Genomic DNA, 18,546 nt, shown 5'->3' on the forward strand with positions numbered 1-18,546 from the left:
CCGTCAGGACCGGGACGGCGTTCGGCCGGACGGTGGAGGGGCGGCGTGGGCATCGAGAGCGACCGGATGGTCTTCGACTACCTGAGCGAGGTCGGCGATCTCGCCCACCAGCGGCACCTCCCGCCCGGCGAGCGCAGCGCCCTCGTCGCGGGCCTCCGAGACGAGATCGACCGCCGCCGCGCCGGCACCGGCGAGGAGTCGCCCGGCGCCGTCCGGGGCATCCTCGGCGACCTCGGCACGCCGGACGAGGTGGTGCGGCGGGCGGCGCCGTGGTGGTCGGCACGGGCCGCCACGGCGGAGACCGCGCCGTCCGGGGAGCAGCAGTCCGGAGAGCAGCCGTCCGGGAAGCCGCGGTCCGGGAAACAGCCGTCCGCCGCCCCGACCGCCGCCGTACCGGCGCCCCGCGGCTGGTGGCAGGGCGGGACGGACCGCGGGGACGCGATCGCGCCCGGCTTCTCCGGAGGCCCGGACGACGCGGACGGGATCGCGCCCGGCTTCCCCGGCGGGACGGACGACGGGGACACGATCGCGCCCGGCTTCGTCGGCGGCATCGAGGCGCCCGAGCTCTTCCGCCCGCCCGACCCCGAGGCCCCCGAGCCCGAGGCCCCGGACTCCGCGCTCCCGCCGCCCCCCGGCCGTCTGGCCCTCCTCACCCGCCTGCTCCGGCGCCGCCGCCCGCAGGAGCCCGAACCCTCGGCCGAACCGGCCCCGGAACCCGACGCCCGCCGCCGCCTCGCCCACCCCTTCCTGCTCCTGGCCGCCCTGCTCCTGATCGCCGGCGCCGCCTTCGGCTGGCTGCTCGCGCTGGCCGTCGGCTGGCTCATCGCGTACGGCTCCCGCCGGCTGACCCCCGGCCAGACCAAGACGGCCGTCTTCGTCCTCCCCGGCCTCGCCGCGGCGGGCGGCATCGCGTGGCTCTGGGGCCGCGTGGAGGGCCGCTGGGGCGCACCGGTCGCGCAGGACGCGATGGGGGCCGCGGTGGCCGAGACCTGGCCGTGGACGCTACGCGCCGCGGCCCTCCTCTCCGCCCTCTACCTCACCCTCCGCGCCCACCGCCCCTGACGGGCCGGCGCCCCGGCCGCCCGCTCCGAGCAGCCACCGCCACGCCCCTGACGGGCCCGCGCCCCGGCCACCTGGTCCGAGCAGCCACCGCCACGCCCCTGACGGGCCCGCGCCCCGGCCGCCCGGTCCAAGCAGCCACCGCCCCTGACAGGCCCGCGCCCCGGCCGCCCCGTCCGCGCAGCCGCCGGATTCGAACACCCGGGCACAATGTCCCCCATGACGATGAACGCCCAGACCTCTCCGCCCGCGGGCCCGCTCACGGTCGGATTCGACCTCGATCTGACCCTGCTCGACACCCGTCCCGGCATCCGGAAGACCTGGCTGGCGTTCGCGGAGAAGTACGGCGTCGAGGTCGACGCCGACCTCGTCATCAGCCGGCTCGGCCCGCCGCTGGAGCAGGAGATGGCCCACTGGGTGCCCGCCGCGCAGGTCACCGAGATGACCGCCCACTACCGTGCCCTGTACGGGATCCACGCCTTCGAACCGACCGTCCCCATGCCCGGCGCCCGCGACGCCCTCGACGCGGTGCGGGAGGCGGGCGGCCGGACGATCGTCGTCTCCGCCAAGAACGGCCCGCACGCGCAGCGGCACTTCACGCACCTCGGCATCGAGCCGGACGTCGTCGTCGGCGGCCTGTTCGCCGAGGGCAAGGCGGAGGCGCTGCGCGCCCACGGCGCCTCGGTGTACGTCGGCGACCACGTCGGCGACGTACGCGGGGCGGTCGCCGCCGGAGCGCTCTCGGTCGGCGTCGCCACCGGCCCGTACGCCCCCGGGGAACTGCGCGCCGCGGGCGCCGACGTGGTCCTGGAGGACCTGACGGACTTCCGCGCCTGGTGGGAGGCGTACGTCTCCTAGGGCGTGTCTGACCATTCCCGTCGGGTCCGGCCCGTCCGGCGCGCGCGCTCGCCGCACGGCCGAAACGCCCAAGTTGCTCCGCTACAAGGGCGCCCCGGCCGCACGCCGATCGCACGCACCGGACGACCCGGCCTGATCCGACGCCAATTGTCAGACACGCCCTAAGCGGCGCGCCGCGCCTCGCGCGCCTGCCGCCGCTGCGCGGCGACCGACCGGAGCACCCCGGCGCCGGCGAGCGCGAACCCGACGCCCATCAGCATCGACACCAGATAGGCGACGGTCGGGAACGGCTCGGTCCCGAGGAAGAGCGGAGCCACCGTGACCAGCGTCGCGAGCGCGCCGACCGCGAACACGACGACACCGGCCTTGACGAGCCCGTCACCCGGCCCGGGCCCGTCCCCGGAACCGCTCACCACTCCTGCGGGGGTTTCACTCAGCATGCGGCCAGGGTAGTTCCCAGGCCGGAGGAACACGTCGGCGGCGTCTTGTCACCCGCCCCCGGCGCATTAGCGTCTCTGACCGGCCCAGCGACCCGCGCGAACCGTGAGGTCCGGCTCGGGTGGTGTCCACCTGGGGGGAGAGGCGTGGGCGTGGAGATGGAATCCCGCACCCAGTGCCGCTCCTCGTGGCCGGTGTCGGCGTGCGGTGGGTGAGCTGGTCGTGATCACGTCCTGGTGCCGGTGTGCTGCGCGGGGCAGCCGGGGCCGGTCCGTCGGCACGTGTCCCTCCGGACGCTTGCCGACACGGCCCGAAGGCCGGGTCGAGGAGGGAATCCCGCGTCGCCTGGGCACGGGGCGGTGGGTACGCGGCCGGGTGGGGCCGGTCTTGGACCGGTCCGGCCGGCTGGTCTTCGAGGTAGCGGTGATGACAGCCGAGGCTTCCAGCCGATCGACCACCGTGCGGATCACCATCCGCCCGGTCGTGCGGTCCGTGACGGTCTTGGTCTGGTGGGCCAGTCCGCGTGCGGCGATGCGGCGCCAGGCGCCCTGGTCGCGGTCGCCCTGCCAGCCGCAGTCGGGCCGAGGGCAGAGGGCCCACTTCCAGCCCGGTGCGGTGGGCCGGTCGGGGGCCTTGCGGTGGCGGAGCGGGGTCAGGCAGTGCGGGCAGTGCCGGGAGGTGTCGCGTGGTGGGACGGTGACGACCGCGATGCCGGTCTCGGCGGCGAGGTGTCGCGTCCACTGGGCGATCTGCCCGCGTACGGTCTGGGAAAGTCGGGTGTTCAGCGTGCGGCCCATGCCACCGGCTTCCAGGGACCGCAGGTCTTCCAGATAGATGACCGTCGCCCCGGCCGCGACGGCCTGGTCCACGGTCCAGCGTGCGGCGGCCCGCGCGAGGGCGTCGTTGAGGTTCGACCGGCGTTGTGACACACGTCGGGCCTCCTCCGCCAGTACCTGCGTCTTCCCGTCGAGACTGGGGTCGGCGAGCCGGGCGTAGTGGCCGAGCTTCGCGTGCAGTTGCTCGCTGGTGCGGCGCAGTCGGTGCTGCCTGGCCAGCACCCCGGCGGCGCGGAACTGCGCTCCGGTACCGAGGGCGGTGATCCGTCCGTCGGGGTGGAGCCGGGCGGAGCCTGCGCTGAGCAAGGTGTTGAGGCCCCAGTCCACCCCGAGTGCCACGGTATGACCGCTTGTTTCGGCTTTGGGCACGGGATGGGTGTAGGCCAGATCAGCGTGCACCTTCCCGGCCGAGGGGCGCAGCGTGGGCAGGTGGAGCACCGCATGCGCGGGGACCGTCGGCGGCAGTGCGAGGGGGCAGGCCACCCATGTCCAGTCCGCGTAGCCACGCGGGTCCGGGCGGACGGGAAGCTGCAGCCGCAGCAGTACTCGGCGCCCGTCCCGGGAGCGCTCGATCGTGGCCTGCTGGCCGTCGCACGCGGCGAGGAGAAGCATCCGTGCCGTACCCGGCGACGGTTCCAGCTCGAACACATTCGCCGGAAGGCGCCCGTTCTTGCGCGCGTACGCAGCGATCTGGCGGGTACGGGAACGGATCACGCCGGACGGCAGATCCTCCCCGCCCGGGATCGCGGCCCGTGCCTGCTTCCATTCGGTAGGCGTTCGCCTGTCCGGATCGACGGGCCAGGTGGCCAGAATCCCGGAGATCACCTCGGCGCGCCACCTCGCCGAACGGAGCACGCGCCCGGCCTGCTCCTGCGCCATGCGCACGATCCGGTCGTTGACCTTTACACCCCCGATCGGGGCGGCACCCCAGCCGAGGCGGCGCAGCGCCATCCACGCTTGCGACGGCAGCCTTCGGCCGCCCGCGTCCACACCCGAGGCCAGTGTCTCCACGGCGGTGGCGTTCCAGTGCCCGGAAGTCACCGCATCGACCATCCCGGCCACGAGGTCGGCGCACCAGCCCACGCGTTCCGCGAGGACGACGGGTGTGAGGATCTCCCCGGTCCTTTCCACGACCCCCGACCGGAGGAGCGCGCGGGCGCAACCGGTGCGGGCCGCCTCCCCCTTGCCCAAAGGCAGCTTCCGGCTCATCACCCTCCCCCTCGCTCGCGGTGCTGTCATCGGATCAACGACACCGGTCGGGGAAAGGTCACTCATTCGATCCAGGAACCTATGAACGCCATGTGACCGGGAAAGGTGGCGGCGTACGGTGGCGGCGTGACGAGCGAAGACCTGGGCAAGACCCTGCGCCGTCTGCGCCGGTTGGCTGGACTGACACAGGAAGAACTGTCGGAACGTTCCCACGTGTCCGTGGACGTGATCAGGCAGCTCGAACAGAGGCGTAAGCACTCGGCACGTCTCCCTACGCTCCACGCCCTGGCGAACGGCCTCGGGGTGGAGCTGACGACGCTCCTGGGGGATCCTCCCGCCCTCTCGTCCCAGGGCGAGACGGACGGCCCCAAGTTCGTGGCGATGCGCCGGGCGGTCATGCCGGCGCTTTGGGGGCCCGAGCGGCAACCGCCGGCCTCAGGCTTCTCCCTGGACACGCTGAGGGAGCAGATCGCGGAGGGCTGGACCCGCTATCACTCGGCTGAGTTCGACGCGGTCATGGACGCTCTGCCCGCCCTGATCTCAGACGCTAGCTCTGTCACGGCCTCCGCCGACCAGAACGAGCGCGGGGAGGGGTTCGCGGTCCTGGGCAAGGCTCTCCAGCTCGCCGGACACGTAGCCGTGCGCATGGGGAAGACCGACCTTGCACTGATCAGTCTTGAACGGGCCATAGACGCTGCCGCACGGTCTTCGAACCCTCTGCTCCTGCCCATGCTCGTGAATTCCACGGCGTGGACGTACCAGCGGCAAGGAAGGCTGGAAGACGCGCTGTCCATCGCCCTGAGGGCTGCGGACGACATGAAGAGCGCGGAACTCACCGAGACGGCGGACGGGCTCAAGGTCTGGGGTGGACTGACGATGAGCGCCGCCACGTCGGCAGCGAGGAGCGGTGACTATGACCGCGCGGCGGACCTGATGGAAGGAGCGGAGAAGGAAGCCGCACGCGTCGCCAAGCTCCCTGAGGGCAGCGACAGCCGCATGGTCAGCGTGTTCAGTCCGTCGTCCGTCCGTATCGAGCGCGTACGTCTGGCTGTCCAGTACGGCCACCCGGAGGACGCGTTGGCTCTGGCCAAGGGAATGCGGCTGAGGAAGGACACCCCGCCGTCATGGCGTACGTGGCTGCTCCTGGACGTGGCCCGTGCGCACACGGACACAGGGGACGCCGCCGGGGCGGTCAAGACTCTGGAGTCCCTGCGGAAGGTGGCGCCTACGTGGATGCAGCACCACACGCTGGCTGTGGCGATCGTCCGTGACCTGTGGTCGCTCCCCAACCATCCCCCGGGGCTACGGTCGTTGGCCGAGTTTCTGGGCATCGACGGCTAAGCGGTCAGAACTGGGGCGTTCCGTCCCTGTAAGCGATCACGCCAAGTCGATTGCATGAGAGGTCACACGCTCCGGCGACCGGGTGAACGGCCCCGGAGCCTGGCCGACCGCAAGGAGTCGACACGTGAACGCCATCGCGCACGGCGCGCCGGAACAGGTCCCGGGGCAGACGATCCCGCTCGATGCGCAGACGATGCGCCGGACAGCCCTGAGGGCACTGGGAGAGCGCGCGGAGAGCCTGTCCGAGGAAGAGGTGGAGAGCCTGATCCAGGCGCTTCGGGGGATGCTCTTCCTGCTCCTTCCCGAGGTGACGGCAGCAGCCGACAGGCACCCCAAGGGGGACGTGCCCCGTGTCTGCGCGTTGGTCGGCATCGAGGAAGCCTCTCGACGTCTCAGGACCCCGCATGTGCCGGCCTTCTCCCCGTGGGCTCTGAGGCACGCTCAGAGGCTCGCACGGTCCGTCATGGCGCTCACCGACCATTACGTGAATCTGGGTGGTCCCGACTCCCCGAGCCGGGAGGGGCGGAGATGAGCCAGACGCTCTCCGTCTTCCGTGGGGGTGAGGGAGTCATCACAGACGAAGCCGACGCGGTACCCGTGGCCTGAGCCGGGGAGCAGTGGCCAGGGAGGTATGAGCCCCTGCCGCGCCCCTGTGAGCCTCTGTCCCTCCTGACAGGGGCTTTCCTCGCTCGCGCGCGGGGTTAACGCCCTCTGTCGCTGGGGACAGCCTCGGTAAGGTGTTCCAGGGCATTTTCCCCGGCGCCCTGGAGCGTCCGGGACAGATCGAGGGAGCGTGTGCTTTGCCGACTGGCAAGGTCAAATGGTTCAACAGCGAGAAGGGCTTCGGCTTTCTCTCCCGCGATGACGGCGGTGACGTCTTCGTGCACTCGTCGGTGCTCCCTGCCGGAGTCGACGCACTGAAGCCGGGCCAGCGGGTGGAGTTCGGTGTCGTCGCGGGTCAGCGGGGTGACCAGGCGCTCTCGGTGGCGATTCTCGACCCGACGCCGTCGGTGGCGGCGGCGCAGCGCCGCAAGCCTGACGAGCTGGCGTCGATCGTGCAGGACCTGACGACGCTCCTGGAGAACATCACGCCGATGCTGGAGCGCGGCCGGTACCCCGACAAGGCGGCCGGCAAGAAGATCGCCGGGCTGCTGCGGGCGGTCGCGGACCAGCTCGACGTCTAGGCGCTCGGGAACGACAGCGCGTCGGGGCCGAGGGGCGGGACGAGTCCCTCGGCCGCGGCGCGGGTGAGGAGCCCCCGCACCGCCGCGTAGCCGGCCTCGCCCAGGTCGGCGGTGAACTCGTTGACGTAGAGGCCGATGTGCTGGTCGGCGACCTTCGGGTCCATCTCCTGCGCGTGCTCCATGACGTACGGCCGTGAGGCGGCCGGGTCGTCCCACGCCATCCGCACCGAGCGCCGGGCGGAGTCGGCGAGCAGCCGCAGGGTCTCGGCGCCGAGCGAGCGGCGGGCGACGATCGCGCCGAGCGGGATCGGCAGACCGGTGGTGGACTCCCAGTGCTCGCCCATGTCGGCGAGGCGGTGGAGCCCGTACGAGGCGTAGGTGAAGCGGGCCTCGTGGATGACGAGCCCCGCGTCGACCTTGCCGTCCCGGACGGCGGGCATGATCTCGTGGAACGGCATCACGACGACCTCGCCGACGCCCCCGGGCACGGTCTCGGCCGCCCACAGCCGGAAGAGCAGGTACGCGGTCGAGCGCTCGCTCGGCACCGCGACGGTCCTGCCGCGCAGGTCGAGGCCGGGTTCGCGGGTCAGGACGAGGGGGCCGCAGCCGCGGCCGAGCGCCCCGCCGCAGGGCAGCAGCGCGTACTCGTCGAGGATCCACGGCAGGACGGCGTACGACACCTTCAGGACGTCGTGGCCGTCGGTGCCGCTCTCGGCCCAGCCGTTGGTGACGTCGATGTCGGCGAAGGTGACGTCGAGGCGCGGAGCGCCGGGGACGCGGCCGTGGGCCCAGGCGTCGAAGACGAAGGTGTCGTTCGGGCAGGGCGAGTAGGCGATCTTCAGCTGCACGGCCGTGCCTCCGGGAAGGTGGTGTCGAGGGCGGTGACGGCCCGCCGGAGCGCGGCCAGGGCGTCGCCGACGCGCCAGGCGGCCCGGTCGCGGGGCCCGACGGCGTTCGACACGGCCCGCAGCTCCAGGACGGCGGCGTCGTGCGCGGCGGCGGCCTCGGCGACCCCGAAGCCCTCCATCGCCTCCGCGGCGGCCCCCGGGTGGCGGGCGGCGAGCTCGTCGGCGCGGGCGGCGCTGCCGGTCACCGTGGAGACGGTCAGCACGGCGCCGGTGGTGTGCGGGAGCCCGGCCGCGGCGAGGGCGGCGGCGACGGGTCCGGTGAGGGCGGCGGGCACGCGGTGGGCGGAGCGGCCGAAGCCCAGCTCCTCGACGGGCAGGTACCCGTCGGGCGTGTCGGCGCCCAGGTCGGCGGCGACGATCGCGTCGGAGACGACGAGCGAGCCGAGCGGGGCGCGGCCGGGGAAGCCGCCGGCGATCCCGGCGGAGACGACGAGCCCGTACGGTTCGCCGGCGAGCGCGGCACGGGTCAGCGCGGTCCCGGTCGCGGCGGCGGCCGCGGCGGGCCCGACCCCGCCGACGAGGACGTCGGCGGTGCGCTGCTCCGTCGCGTACCGGCGCAGGACGAGGCCGCCCGGCACGGGGAGTTCCCCGCCCGGGTGGGCGGGCGTCGTGAGACCGCCGGCGACGGAGTCGGCCTCCGCCGCCACGGCCGTCACGATCAGGATCCGGTGGTGCACCGGAGGATCAGGATTCCTTCTTCAGCTTGAAGTGCCAGATGCCGGTGAGCGACTTGCCGGTGTTCTCGACGATCGTCACCTGCGTCTCGTCCGGGGTCTCGCCGGTCTGGCCGGCGGTGAAGAACGCGCTGGCCGGAATGGTCCGGTACGTCTTCTTGTACGGCTCCGGCTCGGCCTGCTGGCCGCCGAGGAAGATGGTCCAGCCGTTGTCGGCGATCTCCGGGTCGACGCCGAAGCGGACCTTGTCGTCCATGGCGACGGTGATCGACTTCTCGGCCGTCTTGTTGAGGCACTTCTGGATGTCGGACTCCTTGATGGGGTCGCCGTCGTTGTAGCAGGCGGCCTCGGAGTTGACCGATTCGGTCCCGACCGTGACGGTCGCGATCGGAGTCGGCTTTTCGCAGGCGGTGAGGACGAGGAGCCCGGCGGAGGCGGCTCCGAGGGCGACGGCGGCCCGGCGGCGCGAGCCGGAGAAGAACGCAACGGTCATGAGCCGAAGGCTATCGGGCCGCCGCGCCGCTGCCACGCGGGGGTACGGCGTGCCGCGCGGCCGTGGCCGATCCACCGCCCGGCGCGGCCCGGGGTCGGGCGACCTTCGCGCACTGCGGCTCGGGTCAGCGACCTTCTCGCGCTCCGGCTCGGGTCAGGCGACCTTCGCGCGCTCCGGGCGGTCGGAGGTGCCCGGCCCGCGCGACGACAGCAGGCCCCGTACGGCGAGGAGGGCGCCGATCGCCAGGAAGCCGGCCGCCGCCGCCATCCCCGCCGTCCCGTTCAGCGGCATCGCGATGCCGAGCGCCCCGCCCACCACCCAGGCCATCTGGAGCGCCGTCTCGGAGCGGGCGAACGCCGAGGTCCGTACGACCTCCGGCACGTCCCGCTGGATCAGCGCGTCCAGCGACAGCTTCGACAGCGCCTGCGTGAGGCCCGCGACCGCGCCCAGCACCGCGACCATCACGCCGCCGAAGAACACGGCCGTGCAGACGGCCGCCGCCAGCACCGTCGTGATCATCGTGGCGATGATCACCTCGGGGCGGTGTCCCCGGTCCCGCAGCAGCGAGCCCACGGCCGTCCCGCACGCGTTCCCCACCCCCGCCGCCACGCCCACGATGCCGAGCGACACCGCCGCCGACTGCCCCGAGAGCGGGTGCTCGCGCAGCAGGAACGCCAGGAAGAAGATCAGGAACCCGGACAGCATCCGGTGCGCCGCGTTCGCCTGGAGGCCGTGCAGCACGGCGGGACCCACCGTCCGCAGGCTCGGCTTCTTCTCGCCGTGCGTCAGCAGGTGCGCCCGCCGCTCGCCCTTCGCGGAGTCCACCTTGTGCGGCATGCGCAGGGCCCAGTACGTCCCGAGCAGGAACAGCGCGCACGCCCCGAACAGCGGCCACCGGGGCCCGAGCAGCTGGAGCCCGGCGCCGATCGGCGCGGCGACGCCGGTGGCGAGCAGTCCGGCGAGCGTCACCCGGGAGTTCGCCTTCACCAGGGAGAAGCCGGGTGGCAGCAGCCGGGGCACGACGGCGCTCCGCACCACCCCGTACGCCTTCGACGCGACCAGCACGCCGAGCGCCGCCGGGTACAGCTCGATCCCGCCCGTCACGACCAGGCCCGACATCACCACGGCCAGCACCGCGCGGGCGCCCATCGCCGCCGCCATCGCCGCCCGGCGGCCGTGCGGCAGCCGGTCGAGGAGCGGGCCGATGACGGGCGCGAGGAGCGTGAAGGGGGCCATGGTGATGGCGAGGTAGAGCGCGACCCGCCCGCGGGCCTCGTCGGTCGGCACGGAGAAGAACACAGTCGACGCGAGCGCCACGGTGATCATCACGTCCCCGGCGCCGTTCACCGCGTGCAGCTCGATCAGCTTGCCGAGCCCCGACTCGCCCGCGCCGTGGGCGTGGGTCGCCCGCCGGATTCCGCGCGCCGTCCCCGTGAACGGCAGATGCAGAGCACGCCCCGTCGCCCGGCCCGCTCGGCGGAGCGGCCCGGGGCGATCGTGGGATCGACCAGAGGACCGTGCGGCTGCCACCACCTCATAGTGCCCCACCGACGCCCCGCCCGAACCGAGTCGCCGGGCCGCCGGGGTGTCGGACCGCCGTGACGTACGCCTCCGGGGCGGCGGACCGCCGTGTCGTACGGTCCCGGGCGGTGGCCCGCAGGGCCGTGCGGCTTCGGGGTCCCGCGTCGCCGCGGGTGGGGCGGGACACGCCGGGAGGGGGCGGTCCCGGCGGGCGCTCCGGGGCCCGATCCGGGTCACTTGGGGCGCGCAGGTGGGCCCAGGCCCGCGAACGGGGTAGCGTGCGTAGCGCGCCACCGGCGGTTCCTCTCGGCCGCGCGCCCCTTCGGCATCCCGCAGAATGGATGACGATAGGTGTGCCCGAGACGCGTGAGACCGGTCGGGTGCGGACGTCGATGCGGCCCTCAGGTCCGCTCCGCCCGCCCCGCTCCCGGAGCCTCGCTCCCGAACCTCGGCCGGCGCACCCGTGAGACGGCGTAGGAGAGAAGCGATACCAGTGAGTGCTGCGACGACGCGAGACCGTGCCCCGCGTACCCCGCGAGCCACGCGTACCCCGGCCCCCGACCGCCTCTGCGCCGAGGCCGTGGACCTCGCGCGGGAGGCCGCCGAGGAGGCCGCCGCCCCCGGCGTCGTCGGCGAGCACTCCGGCGTCGTCGCGGAGGGCGACCGGGTCGTCACGCACTTCTTCGAGTGCAAGGAGCCCGGCTACCGCGGCTGGCGCTGGGCGGTCACCGTCACGCGCGCCTCCCGGGCCAAGAACGTCACGCTTGACGAAACCGTCCTGCTGCCCGGCTCCGACGCCCTCCTCGCGCCCGAATGGGTGCCGTGGAGCGAGCGGCTGCGCCCCGGCGACCTCGGTCCCGGCGACCTCCTGCCCACCGAGCAGGACGACCCGCGCCTGGAGCCCGGCTACACGGGCGAGGACGCGCCGCCGCCGAACTCCGCGGTCTCCTCCGACCTCGCGGACCACCTCGACGCGGAGGACGCCGAGATCACCGAGCGCGCGCCGACGCGCGGCGCGATCGCGGCGGTCGCGGACGAGCTCGGCATGGGCCGGGCCCGGGTCCTCTCCCGGTACGGCCTCCGGCTCGCCGCCGACCGCTGGGACGAGTCCTTCGGCCCCCGCACCCCCATGGCCCAGGCGGCCCCCGCCACCTGCCAGTCCTGCGCCTTCCTGGTGCCGCTGGCCGGCTCCCTCGGCCAGTCCTTCGGCCTGTGCGCCAACGAACTGGCCCCGGCGGACGGGCGCGTGGTCTCCCTCGCGTACGGCTGCGGCGGGCACTCGGAGGCGGCCGTCATGCCGACCCCGCCGCGTCCGGCGGAGCCGGTCCTCGACTCGACCGCCGTCGACCCCTTCCCGCTGCGCCCGCCGACGGACTCCGGCTCGGTCACGGAACCCGACGCGGCCTCGGAAGACCTGGGCCACTCCTAGCCTGCGGCGCCCCGCCGTTTCGTCGGGCGGGCGCCCACCCGCCGGGCTGCGCCCCGCCGCCCCCGTTGTGGGCATACGTTCCGCTTGGGGGTCCCCCCTGGACGAAGTCCTTGGGGGAGGAACGGGTGGGCACAACGGAACGGCGCCCCGCACCGCGCCTAGGTCCCCGCGCCTGAACGCCCCGCACATGTGCGGCCGCACCGTGGGTGTGCCCACCCTCCCCCAAGCTCTCGGCTTCGCTCGAGCAGGGGGGACCCCCATCGCCCCCGCGGAACGCCTGCCCACACGGTGGCGTACCGGCGCACGCCGTACCCCCGCCGACCCCGAAACCCCAGGTCGCCGCAGGCGGAAGCGCGGACGAGGGCCCGGCGGCGGGGTGCTGGTCGGAGGGAACCCGGGCCGGCGCGGTAACTTCGGCGCGGTACCGAAGGAACGGCCCAGCAGAGTGGAGTCTCACGTGAGCGTCACCGTCCGGACGACGACCGACGGCAGCGACCCCTTCGGCACCGCCCGGCTCCGCAGAGGCGTCCTGGATTCGTGGGCCGCCTCCCCCTCCCGTTTCCGGGAGGACGCGAACGCCGAGGAGGACCTGGCCCTCGGCGGCTACCGCGACCGCCTCGTCGTCGAGCTGGCGCAGAACGCCGCCGACGCCGCCGCCCGCGCCCGCACCACCGGCCGGCTGCGTCTCACCCTGCACCCCGCCGACGCGGACAGCCCCGCCGTGCTCGCCGCCGCCAACACCGGCGCCCCGCTGGACGCGACGGGCGTCGAGTCGCTCTCGACGCTGCGGGCCTCCGCCAAGCGGTCCGAGCAGGACACCACGTCCGCCGTGGGCCGGTTCGGCGTCGGTTTCGCCGCCGTCCTCGCCGTCTCCGACGAGCCCGCCGTCCTCGGCCGGCACGGCGGCGTCCGCTGGTCCCTCGCGGAGGCCCGCGAGCTCGCCGCGGACGTGGCCCGCCACAGCCCGGGCCTCGGCGACGAACTGCGCCGCAGGGACGGCCACGTACCCCTCCTGAGGCTGCCGCTGCCCGCCGAGGGCACCGCGCCGGACGGGTACGACACGGTCGTCGTCCTCCCGCTGCGCGACGCCGCCGCGCACGGCCTCGCCGAGCGGCTCCTCGCCTCCGTCGACGACGCTTTGCTGCTCACTCTTCCGGGTCTCTCCGAGATCGTGGTGGAGACGCCGGAGGGGGTCCGCACGCTGACCCGTTCCGAGGCGGACGGGTACGTCCACGTCGAGGATTCGGCCGCGGAGGCGCCGAACCGCTGGCGGACCGTCACCCGTACGGGTCCTCTCGGAGCGGAGCTGCTCGCGGACCGCCCGGTCGAGGAGCGGCTGCGCCCGCACTGGTCGGTCACCTGGGCCGTGCCGGTGGACGGCGCCGGCGCCCCGCGCTACCCGCGCACCGCGCCCGTCGTGCACGCGCCGACGCCGACCGACGAGCCGCTCGGCATCCCCGCGCTGCTGATCGCCTCCCTGCCGCTGGACCCGACCCGCCGGCACCCGGCGCCGGGGCCGCTGACGGACTTCCTGGTGCAGCGCGCGGCCGAGGCGTACGCCGAACTCCTCGCCGACTGGCGGCCGGTGACGAGCGGTGCGCTCGACCTCGTACCGGGCCCGCTCGGCAAGGGTCCGCTCGACGGGGCGCTGCGGGAGGCGATCCTCGACCGGCTGCCGCGGGTCGCGTTCCTCGCCCCCGCCGTCGCCTCCGAGGACGTCCCGGCGCTCCGCCCGATCGAGGCGGAGGTCGTCGAGGGCGCGGGCGCGGAGACGGTCGCGGTCCTCGCCGAGGTGTTCCCGGGGCTGCTCCCGGCGGGCCTGGAGCGCCGCCCCGAGCTGCGGACGCTCGGGGTCGGCCGGGTGCCGCTGACGGAGGCGGTGGACCGGCTGGCGGGTGTGGAGCGGGCGCCGGGCTGGTGGCGGCGGCTGTACGACTCCCTCGCCGGCGTGGACCCGGACCGGCTCACCGGGCTGCCGGTGCCGCTGGACTCGGGGCGTACGGTGATCGGCCCCCGGCAGGTCCTCCTGCCGCAGGCGGGCACCCCGGCGGAGCTGTCCCGGCTGGGTCTGAAGGTGGCGCATCCGGAGGCGGCGCACCCGCTCCTGGAGAAGCTGGGGGCGCTCCCGGCGACGCCCCGGGCCGTTCTGACGACCCCGCAGATCCGGGAGGCGGTCGCGGCCTCGCTGGAGGCCGACGAGTTCTGGAACCTGGACGAGCCTGCGCTGGAGCCGGACGAGCTCGTCGAGACGGTGCTGGGTCTCGTGCGGGACGCGGACCTGGAGCCCGGCGACGAGCCGTGGCTGGCCGCGCTGGCCCTTCCCGACGAGGAGGGCGAGCTCGCCCCGGCGGGTGAGCTCGTGGTGCCCGGCTCGGCGTTCGACGCGGTGATGCGGGAGGGCGAACTCGCCCGCGTGGACGCCGAACTGGCGGCCCGCTGGGGCGAGGGCCCGCTCGCCGCCTGCGGTGTCCTGGCGAACTTCGCGCTGGTCCGCGCCGCCGACCTGGTCCTCGACCCGGACGACCTGGAGCCCCGTGAGGGCGACTATCCGGAGCCGGACGACGCGGGGCTCCTGGACGCGGTCGACGTGTGGTGCGAGGACGTCCTGGACCGGCTGCCGGAGGCCGTGGTGCCGCCGGTGGCGACGGAGATCGTGGCGGTACGCGACCTGGACCTGGTCGACGACGACGCCTGGCCGCGGGCGCTGGCCCTGCTGGCGCGGCCGCCGCTCCGGGACGCCCTGACCCAGCCCGTACGGGTCCTCCTGCCGGACGGCACGACGGAGACGGTCCGCTCCTACACGGCCTGGTGGCTGCGGGACCACCCGGTGATCGGCGGGCGCCGCCCGGCCGGCCTGCGGGCGGCCGGCGGGGACCCGCTGCTCGTCGGTCTGTACGACCCCGCCGACGCGACCGGCTTCGAGGACGAGCAGGTGCTGCGCGCCCTCGGCGTCCGTACGTCGGTGGCGGCGCTCCTCGACGAGCCGGGCGGCGCGGCGGAGCTCCTGGCCCGTCTCGCGGACCCGGACCGGCCGGTGACGGGCGCCCAGCTGCACGCCCTGTACACGGCCCTGGCGGATCTCGACCCGGACCAGGTCACGCTGCCGGAGGAGCTGCGCGCGGTGGTCGACGGGGAGCTGGTGGTGGTCGACGCGGGGGAGGCGCTGGTGGCCGACGCCCCCGACCTGCTCCCGCTCACGGCGGGCCTCCCGCTCCTGCCGGTCTCCCCGTCCCGGGCGGCCGATCTGGCGGACCTCCTCCAGGTCCGTCGGCTGAGCGAGGCGGTCGACGCGGTGGTCACCTCGGAGGGCGAGGAGCACGAGGTCCCCGCCGCGGTCCACGCCCTCCTGGGGCCGGCCACCCCGGCCACCTACCTCGAACACGAGGAGCTCCGCGCCGGCGGCACGGAACTCGACTGGCGCCGCACCCCGGACGGCACCCTGCACGCCTCGACCCTGGAGGGCGTGGCGGCGGCCCTCGCCTGGGCGACCGCCCAGTGGCCCCGCCGTTTCGAGGTGGCCGCCCTCCTGGAGGACCCGACCCGCACCGACGAGCTGGCCCGCGACCGCTGGTTCGACTGACGGTCCGCGGAGGGGTCCGGGCCGCCGCTACGCCGGGAAGCGGCGGTCCACCCAGCGCCAGGCGATCTCCAGGAGCGCCGCGCCCGTCGCGGCGACGGCGACGGCGGCCCAGGGCATGGTGGTGCCGACGAGCTTGAGGGCGAAGAAGTCCTGGAGCCAGGGGACGACGAGGACCAGGAGGAAGGCGCCGGCCATGGTGGCGACCAGGCCGAGGCGCCACAGGGTGTAGGGGCGGGCGATGATCGCGAGGACCCACATGGAGACGAGGAAGAGGGTGAGGGTCGCGGCGCTGGTCTCGGCGCCGAGGGCGTCCGTGCCGGTGTAGTGGTGGCGGGCGAGGAGGTAGGTGGTGAAGGTGGCCGCCGCCGCGACGACGCCGCCGGGGATCGCGTACCGCATGACCCGCCGGACGAAGTGCGGTTTGGCGCGTTCCTTGTTGGGGGCGAGCGCGAGGAAGAAGGCGGGGACGCCGATCGTCAGGGTGGACAGCAGGGTCAGGTGCCTCGGGAGGAAGGGGTACTCGACCTGGGAGACGACCACGAGGATCGCGAGGAGGACCGAGTAGACCGTCTTCGTGAGGAAGAGGGTCGCCACCCGGGTGATGTTGCCGATGACGCGGCGGCCCTCCGCGACGACGGACGGCAGGGTGGCGAAGGAGTTGTTGAGGAGGACGATCTGGGCGACGGCCCGGGTCGCCTCGGAGCCCGAGCCCATGGAGACGCCGATGTCGGCGTCCTTGAGGGCGAGGACGTCGTTGACGCCGTCGCCGGTCATGGCGACGGTGTGGCCGTGGGACTGGAGCGCGGCGACCATGTCCCGCTTCTGCTGGGGGGTGACCCGGCCGAAGACGGCGTTCTCGTCGAGGACCTTCGCCATCTCCTCCTTGTCGGAGGGGAGGGTGCGGGCGTCGACGGTGTTCGCGGCGCCGGGCAGGCCGAGCTTTCCGGCGACGGCGCCGACGGAGACGGCGTTGTCGCCGGAGATGACCTTGGCGGCGACGTTCTGGTCGGCGAAGTAGGCGAGGGTGTCGGCGGCGTCGGGGCGCAGCCGCTGTTCGAGGACGACGAGCGCGGTGGGCCGGGCGTCCTTCGCCACGTCGGGGGAGTCGAGCTCGTGGGCGGTGCGGGCGAGCAGGAGGACCCGCAGGCCCTGCTCGTTGAGGTGGTCGATGTCGGTGAGGGCCGGGTCGCCGGCGGGGAGGAGGACGTCGGGGGCGCCGAGCAGCCAGGTGGGGTCCTCGCCGTCGCCCTCGCTGAAGGCGGCGCCGCTGTACTTGCGGGCGGAGGAGAAGGGCAGGGACTCGGTGCAGCGCCACTCCTCGGCGTCGGGGTAGGCGGCGATGATGGCCTGGAGGGAGGCGTTGGGGCGGGGGTCGGACTCGCCGAGGGCGCCGAGGACCTTGTGGACGTACGTCTCGTCCGAGCCGTTCAGGAGGCGGACCTCGGTGACGTCCATGCCGCCCTCGGTGAGGGTGCCGGTCTTGTCGAGGCAGACGACGTCGACCCGGGCCAGGCCCTCGATCGCGGGCAGCTCCTGCACCAGGCACTGTTTCCGGCCGAGCCGGATGACGCCGATCGCGAAGGCGACGGAGGTGAGCAGGACGAGGCCCTCGGGGATCATCGGGACGATGCCGCCGACGGTCCGGGCGATGGAGTTCTTGAGGTCGTTGTCCTTGACGACGAGCTGGCTGATGATCAGGCCGATCGCGGTGGGGACCATCATCCACGTCACGTACTTGAGGATCGTGGAGATGCCGGAGCGCAGCTCGGAGTGGACGAGCGTGAAGCGGGACGCCTCCTCGGCGAGCTGGGCGGCGTACGCCTCCCGGCCGACCTTGGTGGCGGTGAAGGCGCCGCCGCCGGCGACGACGAACGAGCCGGACATGACGGGGTCGCCGGGGCGTTTGACGACGGGGTCGGCCTCGCCGGTGAGGAGGGACTCGTCGATCTCCATGCTGTCGGCCTCGGCGACGACGCCGTCGACGACGACCTTGTCGCCGGGTCCGAGCTCGATGAGGTCGCCGAGGACGATCTCGGAGGTGGAGATCCCGGCGGCCCGTCCGTCGCGGCGGACGGTGGGTTTCGCCTCGCCGATGACGGCGAGGGAGTCGAGGGTCTTCTTGGCGCGGAGTTCCTGGATGATGCCGATGCCGGTGTTGGCGACGATCACGAAGCCGAAGAGGCTGTCCTGGATCGGGGCGACGATCAGCATGATGATCCACAGGACGCCGATGATCGCGTTGAAGCGGGTGAGGACGTTGGCCCGGACGATGTCGGTGACCGAGCGGGAGCTGCGGACGGGGACGTCGTTGACCTCGCCGCGGGCGACGCGTTCGGCGACCTCGGCGGCGGTGAGTCCGGCGGGCCGGTGGACGACGGGGGGTTCGGTGGCCTCCGCCGGGGTGTCCCGGGTGCCCCCGCCGCCGTCCGTGTCGATCTTCGCCCGCTGCGTCATGGTTCCGACGGTACGACCGGAACCGACCGTTCACCTGCCGAGCAGGGGCAGGATCAGACCGTGGGAGGAGCGGAATCGTCCTGTGGTGCTACGCGGCGGGGCCCGGGGCGGGGGCTAGGGCCTGTCGTCAAACACCGGCCTGCCCCGCGACGCCATGCACGCACTCTCGCCGCACCGGGCACAAGCCCGAGTACGCCCAGTACGAGGGCGTGCGCCCGGCACGCCGAGAGCACGCACCTGACGCCGCGGGGCCGCCCTCCGGGCGACGGCCGGAGTTTGACGACAGGCCCTAGGACGCCTCCCGCGCCGCGCGGTGCCGCTTGATGGCCGCGTCGCGCTTGCGTACGTACCAGATGCCGATCAGTCCGAGGCCGGCGCCGGCCAGGCAGGTCCACACCCACCACGTCAGGTCGCGGTCGTCGAACCAGCCGTAGAAGGGGAGCTGGACGAGGAAGAGGACGAACCAGAGGATCGTGCCGCCGGTGATCGTGCCGACGACGGGCCCCTCCAGGGGCTCGGGTGCCTCGTGCTTCGGTGTCCACTTCGCCATGTGCCTCAGTCT

Annotated in this window: 15 protein-coding genes; 7 read left to right on the forward strand and 8 right to left on the reverse strand. The window is 74.0% G+C overall.

Translation table 11 applies throughout. The features are described from left to right. Window positions 1-45: 45 nt before the first annotated feature. Both ACIGHB_RS28515 and ACIGHB_RS28520 read left to right on the forward strand, forming a co-directional pair. The gene (locus tag ACIGHB_RS28515) at window positions 46-1,062 is read left to right on the forward strand and encodes a hypothetical protein (protein WP_399916871.1); all 1,017 of its coding nucleotides are present in this window, start codon (window positions 46-48) and stop codon (window positions 1,060-1,062) included. A gap of 207 nt (window positions 1,063-1,269) precedes the next feature. Beyond that, window positions 1,270-1,917 carry an HAD family hydrolase gene (locus ACIGHB_RS28520; protein WP_360315207.1) on the forward strand — a complete coding sequence of 216 codons (648 nt, stop codon included), beginning with the start codon at window positions 1,270-1,272 and terminating at the stop codon, window positions 1,915-1,917. Window positions 1,918-2,078: 161 nt separating this feature from the next. On the opposite strand, the gene ACIGHB_RS28525 is transcribed toward ACIGHB_RS28520, so the two are convergent. Both ACIGHB_RS28525 and ACIGHB_RS28530 read right to left on the reverse strand, forming a co-directional pair. Beyond that, window positions 2,079-2,357, reverse strand: coding sequence for a hypothetical protein (locus ACIGHB_RS28525; RefSeq protein ID WP_360315205.1), 279 nt, complete (start codon window positions 2,355-2,357; stop codon window positions 2,079-2,081). Between the two features lie 66 nt (window positions 2,358-2,423). Further along, window positions 2,424-4,400 carry a zinc ribbon domain-containing protein gene (locus ACIGHB_RS28530; RefSeq protein ID WP_399916874.1) on the reverse strand — a complete coding sequence of 659 codons (1,977 nt, stop codon included), beginning with the start codon at window positions 4,398-4,400 and terminating at the stop codon, window positions 2,424-2,426. Between the two features lie 126 nt (window positions 4,401-4,526). Here ACIGHB_RS28530 and ACIGHB_RS28535 point away from each other — a divergent pair, with 126 nt between their 5' ends. The 3 genes from ACIGHB_RS28535 (at window position 4,527) to ACIGHB_RS28545 (ending at window position 6,925) form a co-directional block, all read left to right on the forward strand. Beyond that, window positions 4,527-5,741 carry a helix-turn-helix domain-containing protein gene (locus tag ACIGHB_RS28535; protein ID WP_399916876.1) on the forward strand — a complete coding sequence of 405 codons (1,215 nt, stop codon included), beginning with the start codon at window positions 4,527-4,529 and terminating at the stop codon, window positions 5,739-5,741. A 124-nt stretch (window positions 5,742-5,865) separates the two neighbouring features. Then, window positions 5,866-6,273, forward strand: a complete 408-nt coding sequence (locus ACIGHB_RS28540) for a DUF6415 family natural product biosynthesis protein (RefSeq protein ID WP_399916878.1) — start codon at window positions 5,866-5,868, stop codon at window positions 6,271-6,273. A gap of 268 nt (window positions 6,274-6,541) precedes the next feature. Beyond that, window positions 6,542-6,925, forward strand: a complete 384-nt coding sequence (locus tag ACIGHB_RS28545) for a cold-shock protein (protein ID WP_360315203.1) — start codon at window positions 6,542-6,544, stop codon at window positions 6,923-6,925. On the opposite strand, the gene ACIGHB_RS28550 is transcribed toward ACIGHB_RS28545, so the two are convergent. The 4 genes from ACIGHB_RS28550 to ACIGHB_RS28565 form a co-directional block, all read right to left on the reverse strand. Beyond that, the gene (locus tag ACIGHB_RS28550) at window positions 6,922-7,773 is read right to left on the reverse strand and encodes a 1,4-dihydroxy-6-naphthoate synthase (RefSeq protein WP_360314869.1); all 852 of its coding nucleotides are present in this window, start codon (window positions 7,771-7,773) and stop codon (window positions 6,922-6,924) included. The genes ACIGHB_RS28545 and ACIGHB_RS28550 overlap by 4 nt on opposite strands. Continuing rightward, window positions 7,764-8,510 (reverse strand): futalosine hydrolase, encoded by a 747-nt coding sequence (locus ACIGHB_RS28555; protein WP_399916880.1) that lies wholly within the window; start codon window positions 8,508-8,510, stop codon window positions 7,764-7,766. The genes ACIGHB_RS28550 and ACIGHB_RS28555 overlap by 10 nt, the downstream gene beginning before the upstream one ends. Before the next feature lie 7 nt (window positions 8,511-8,517). Next, complete coding sequence (locus ACIGHB_RS28560; RefSeq protein WP_360314873.1) at window positions 8,518-9,000, reverse strand: DUF2771 domain-containing protein; 483 nt, start codon at window positions 8,998-9,000, stop codon at window positions 8,518-8,520. A gap of 153 nt (window positions 9,001-9,153) precedes the next feature. After that, window positions 9,154-10,530 (reverse strand): MFS transporter, encoded by a 1,377-nt coding sequence (locus ACIGHB_RS28565; protein ID WP_360314875.1) that lies wholly within the window; start codon window positions 10,528-10,530, stop codon window positions 9,154-9,156. 484 nt (window positions 10,531-11,014) lie between these two features. Between ACIGHB_RS28565 and ACIGHB_RS28570 the strand changes: the two genes are divergently transcribed. Continuing rightward, a complete protein-coding gene (locus ACIGHB_RS28570) occupies window positions 11,015-11,950 on the forward strand; it encodes a DUF3027 domain-containing protein (protein WP_360314877.1) in 936 nt (311 codons plus the stop codon). A gap of 445 nt (window positions 11,951-12,395) precedes the next feature. Then, entirely contained in the window at window positions 12,396-15,530 is a 3,135-nt protein-coding gene (locus ACIGHB_RS28575) for a sacsin N-terminal ATP-binding-like domain-containing protein (RefSeq protein WP_399916883.1), read from the forward strand. A gap of 27 nt (window positions 15,531-15,557) precedes the next feature. Here ACIGHB_RS28575 and ACIGHB_RS28580 read toward each other — a convergent pair whose 3' ends face one another. Further along, complete coding sequence (locus ACIGHB_RS28580; RefSeq protein ID WP_399916885.1) at window positions 15,558-17,984, reverse strand: HAD-IC family P-type ATPase; 2,427 nt, start codon at window positions 17,982-17,984, stop codon at window positions 15,558-15,560. A gap of 289 nt (window positions 17,985-18,273) precedes the next feature. Further along, the gene (locus tag ACIGHB_RS28585; protein WP_388867054.1) at window positions 18,274-18,534 is read right to left on the reverse strand and encodes a DUF2530 domain-containing protein; all 261 of its coding nucleotides are present in this window, start codon (window positions 18,532-18,534) and stop codon (window positions 18,274-18,276) included. Window positions 18,535-18,546 lie beyond the last annotated feature (12 nt).

Origin of the sequence: Streptomyces sp. NPDC085460, assembly GCF_044541975.1 — a bacterium.
In the GTDB taxonomy this organism is placed as follows: domain Bacteria; phylum Actinomycetota; class Actinomycetes; order Streptomycetales; family Streptomycetaceae; genus Streptomyces.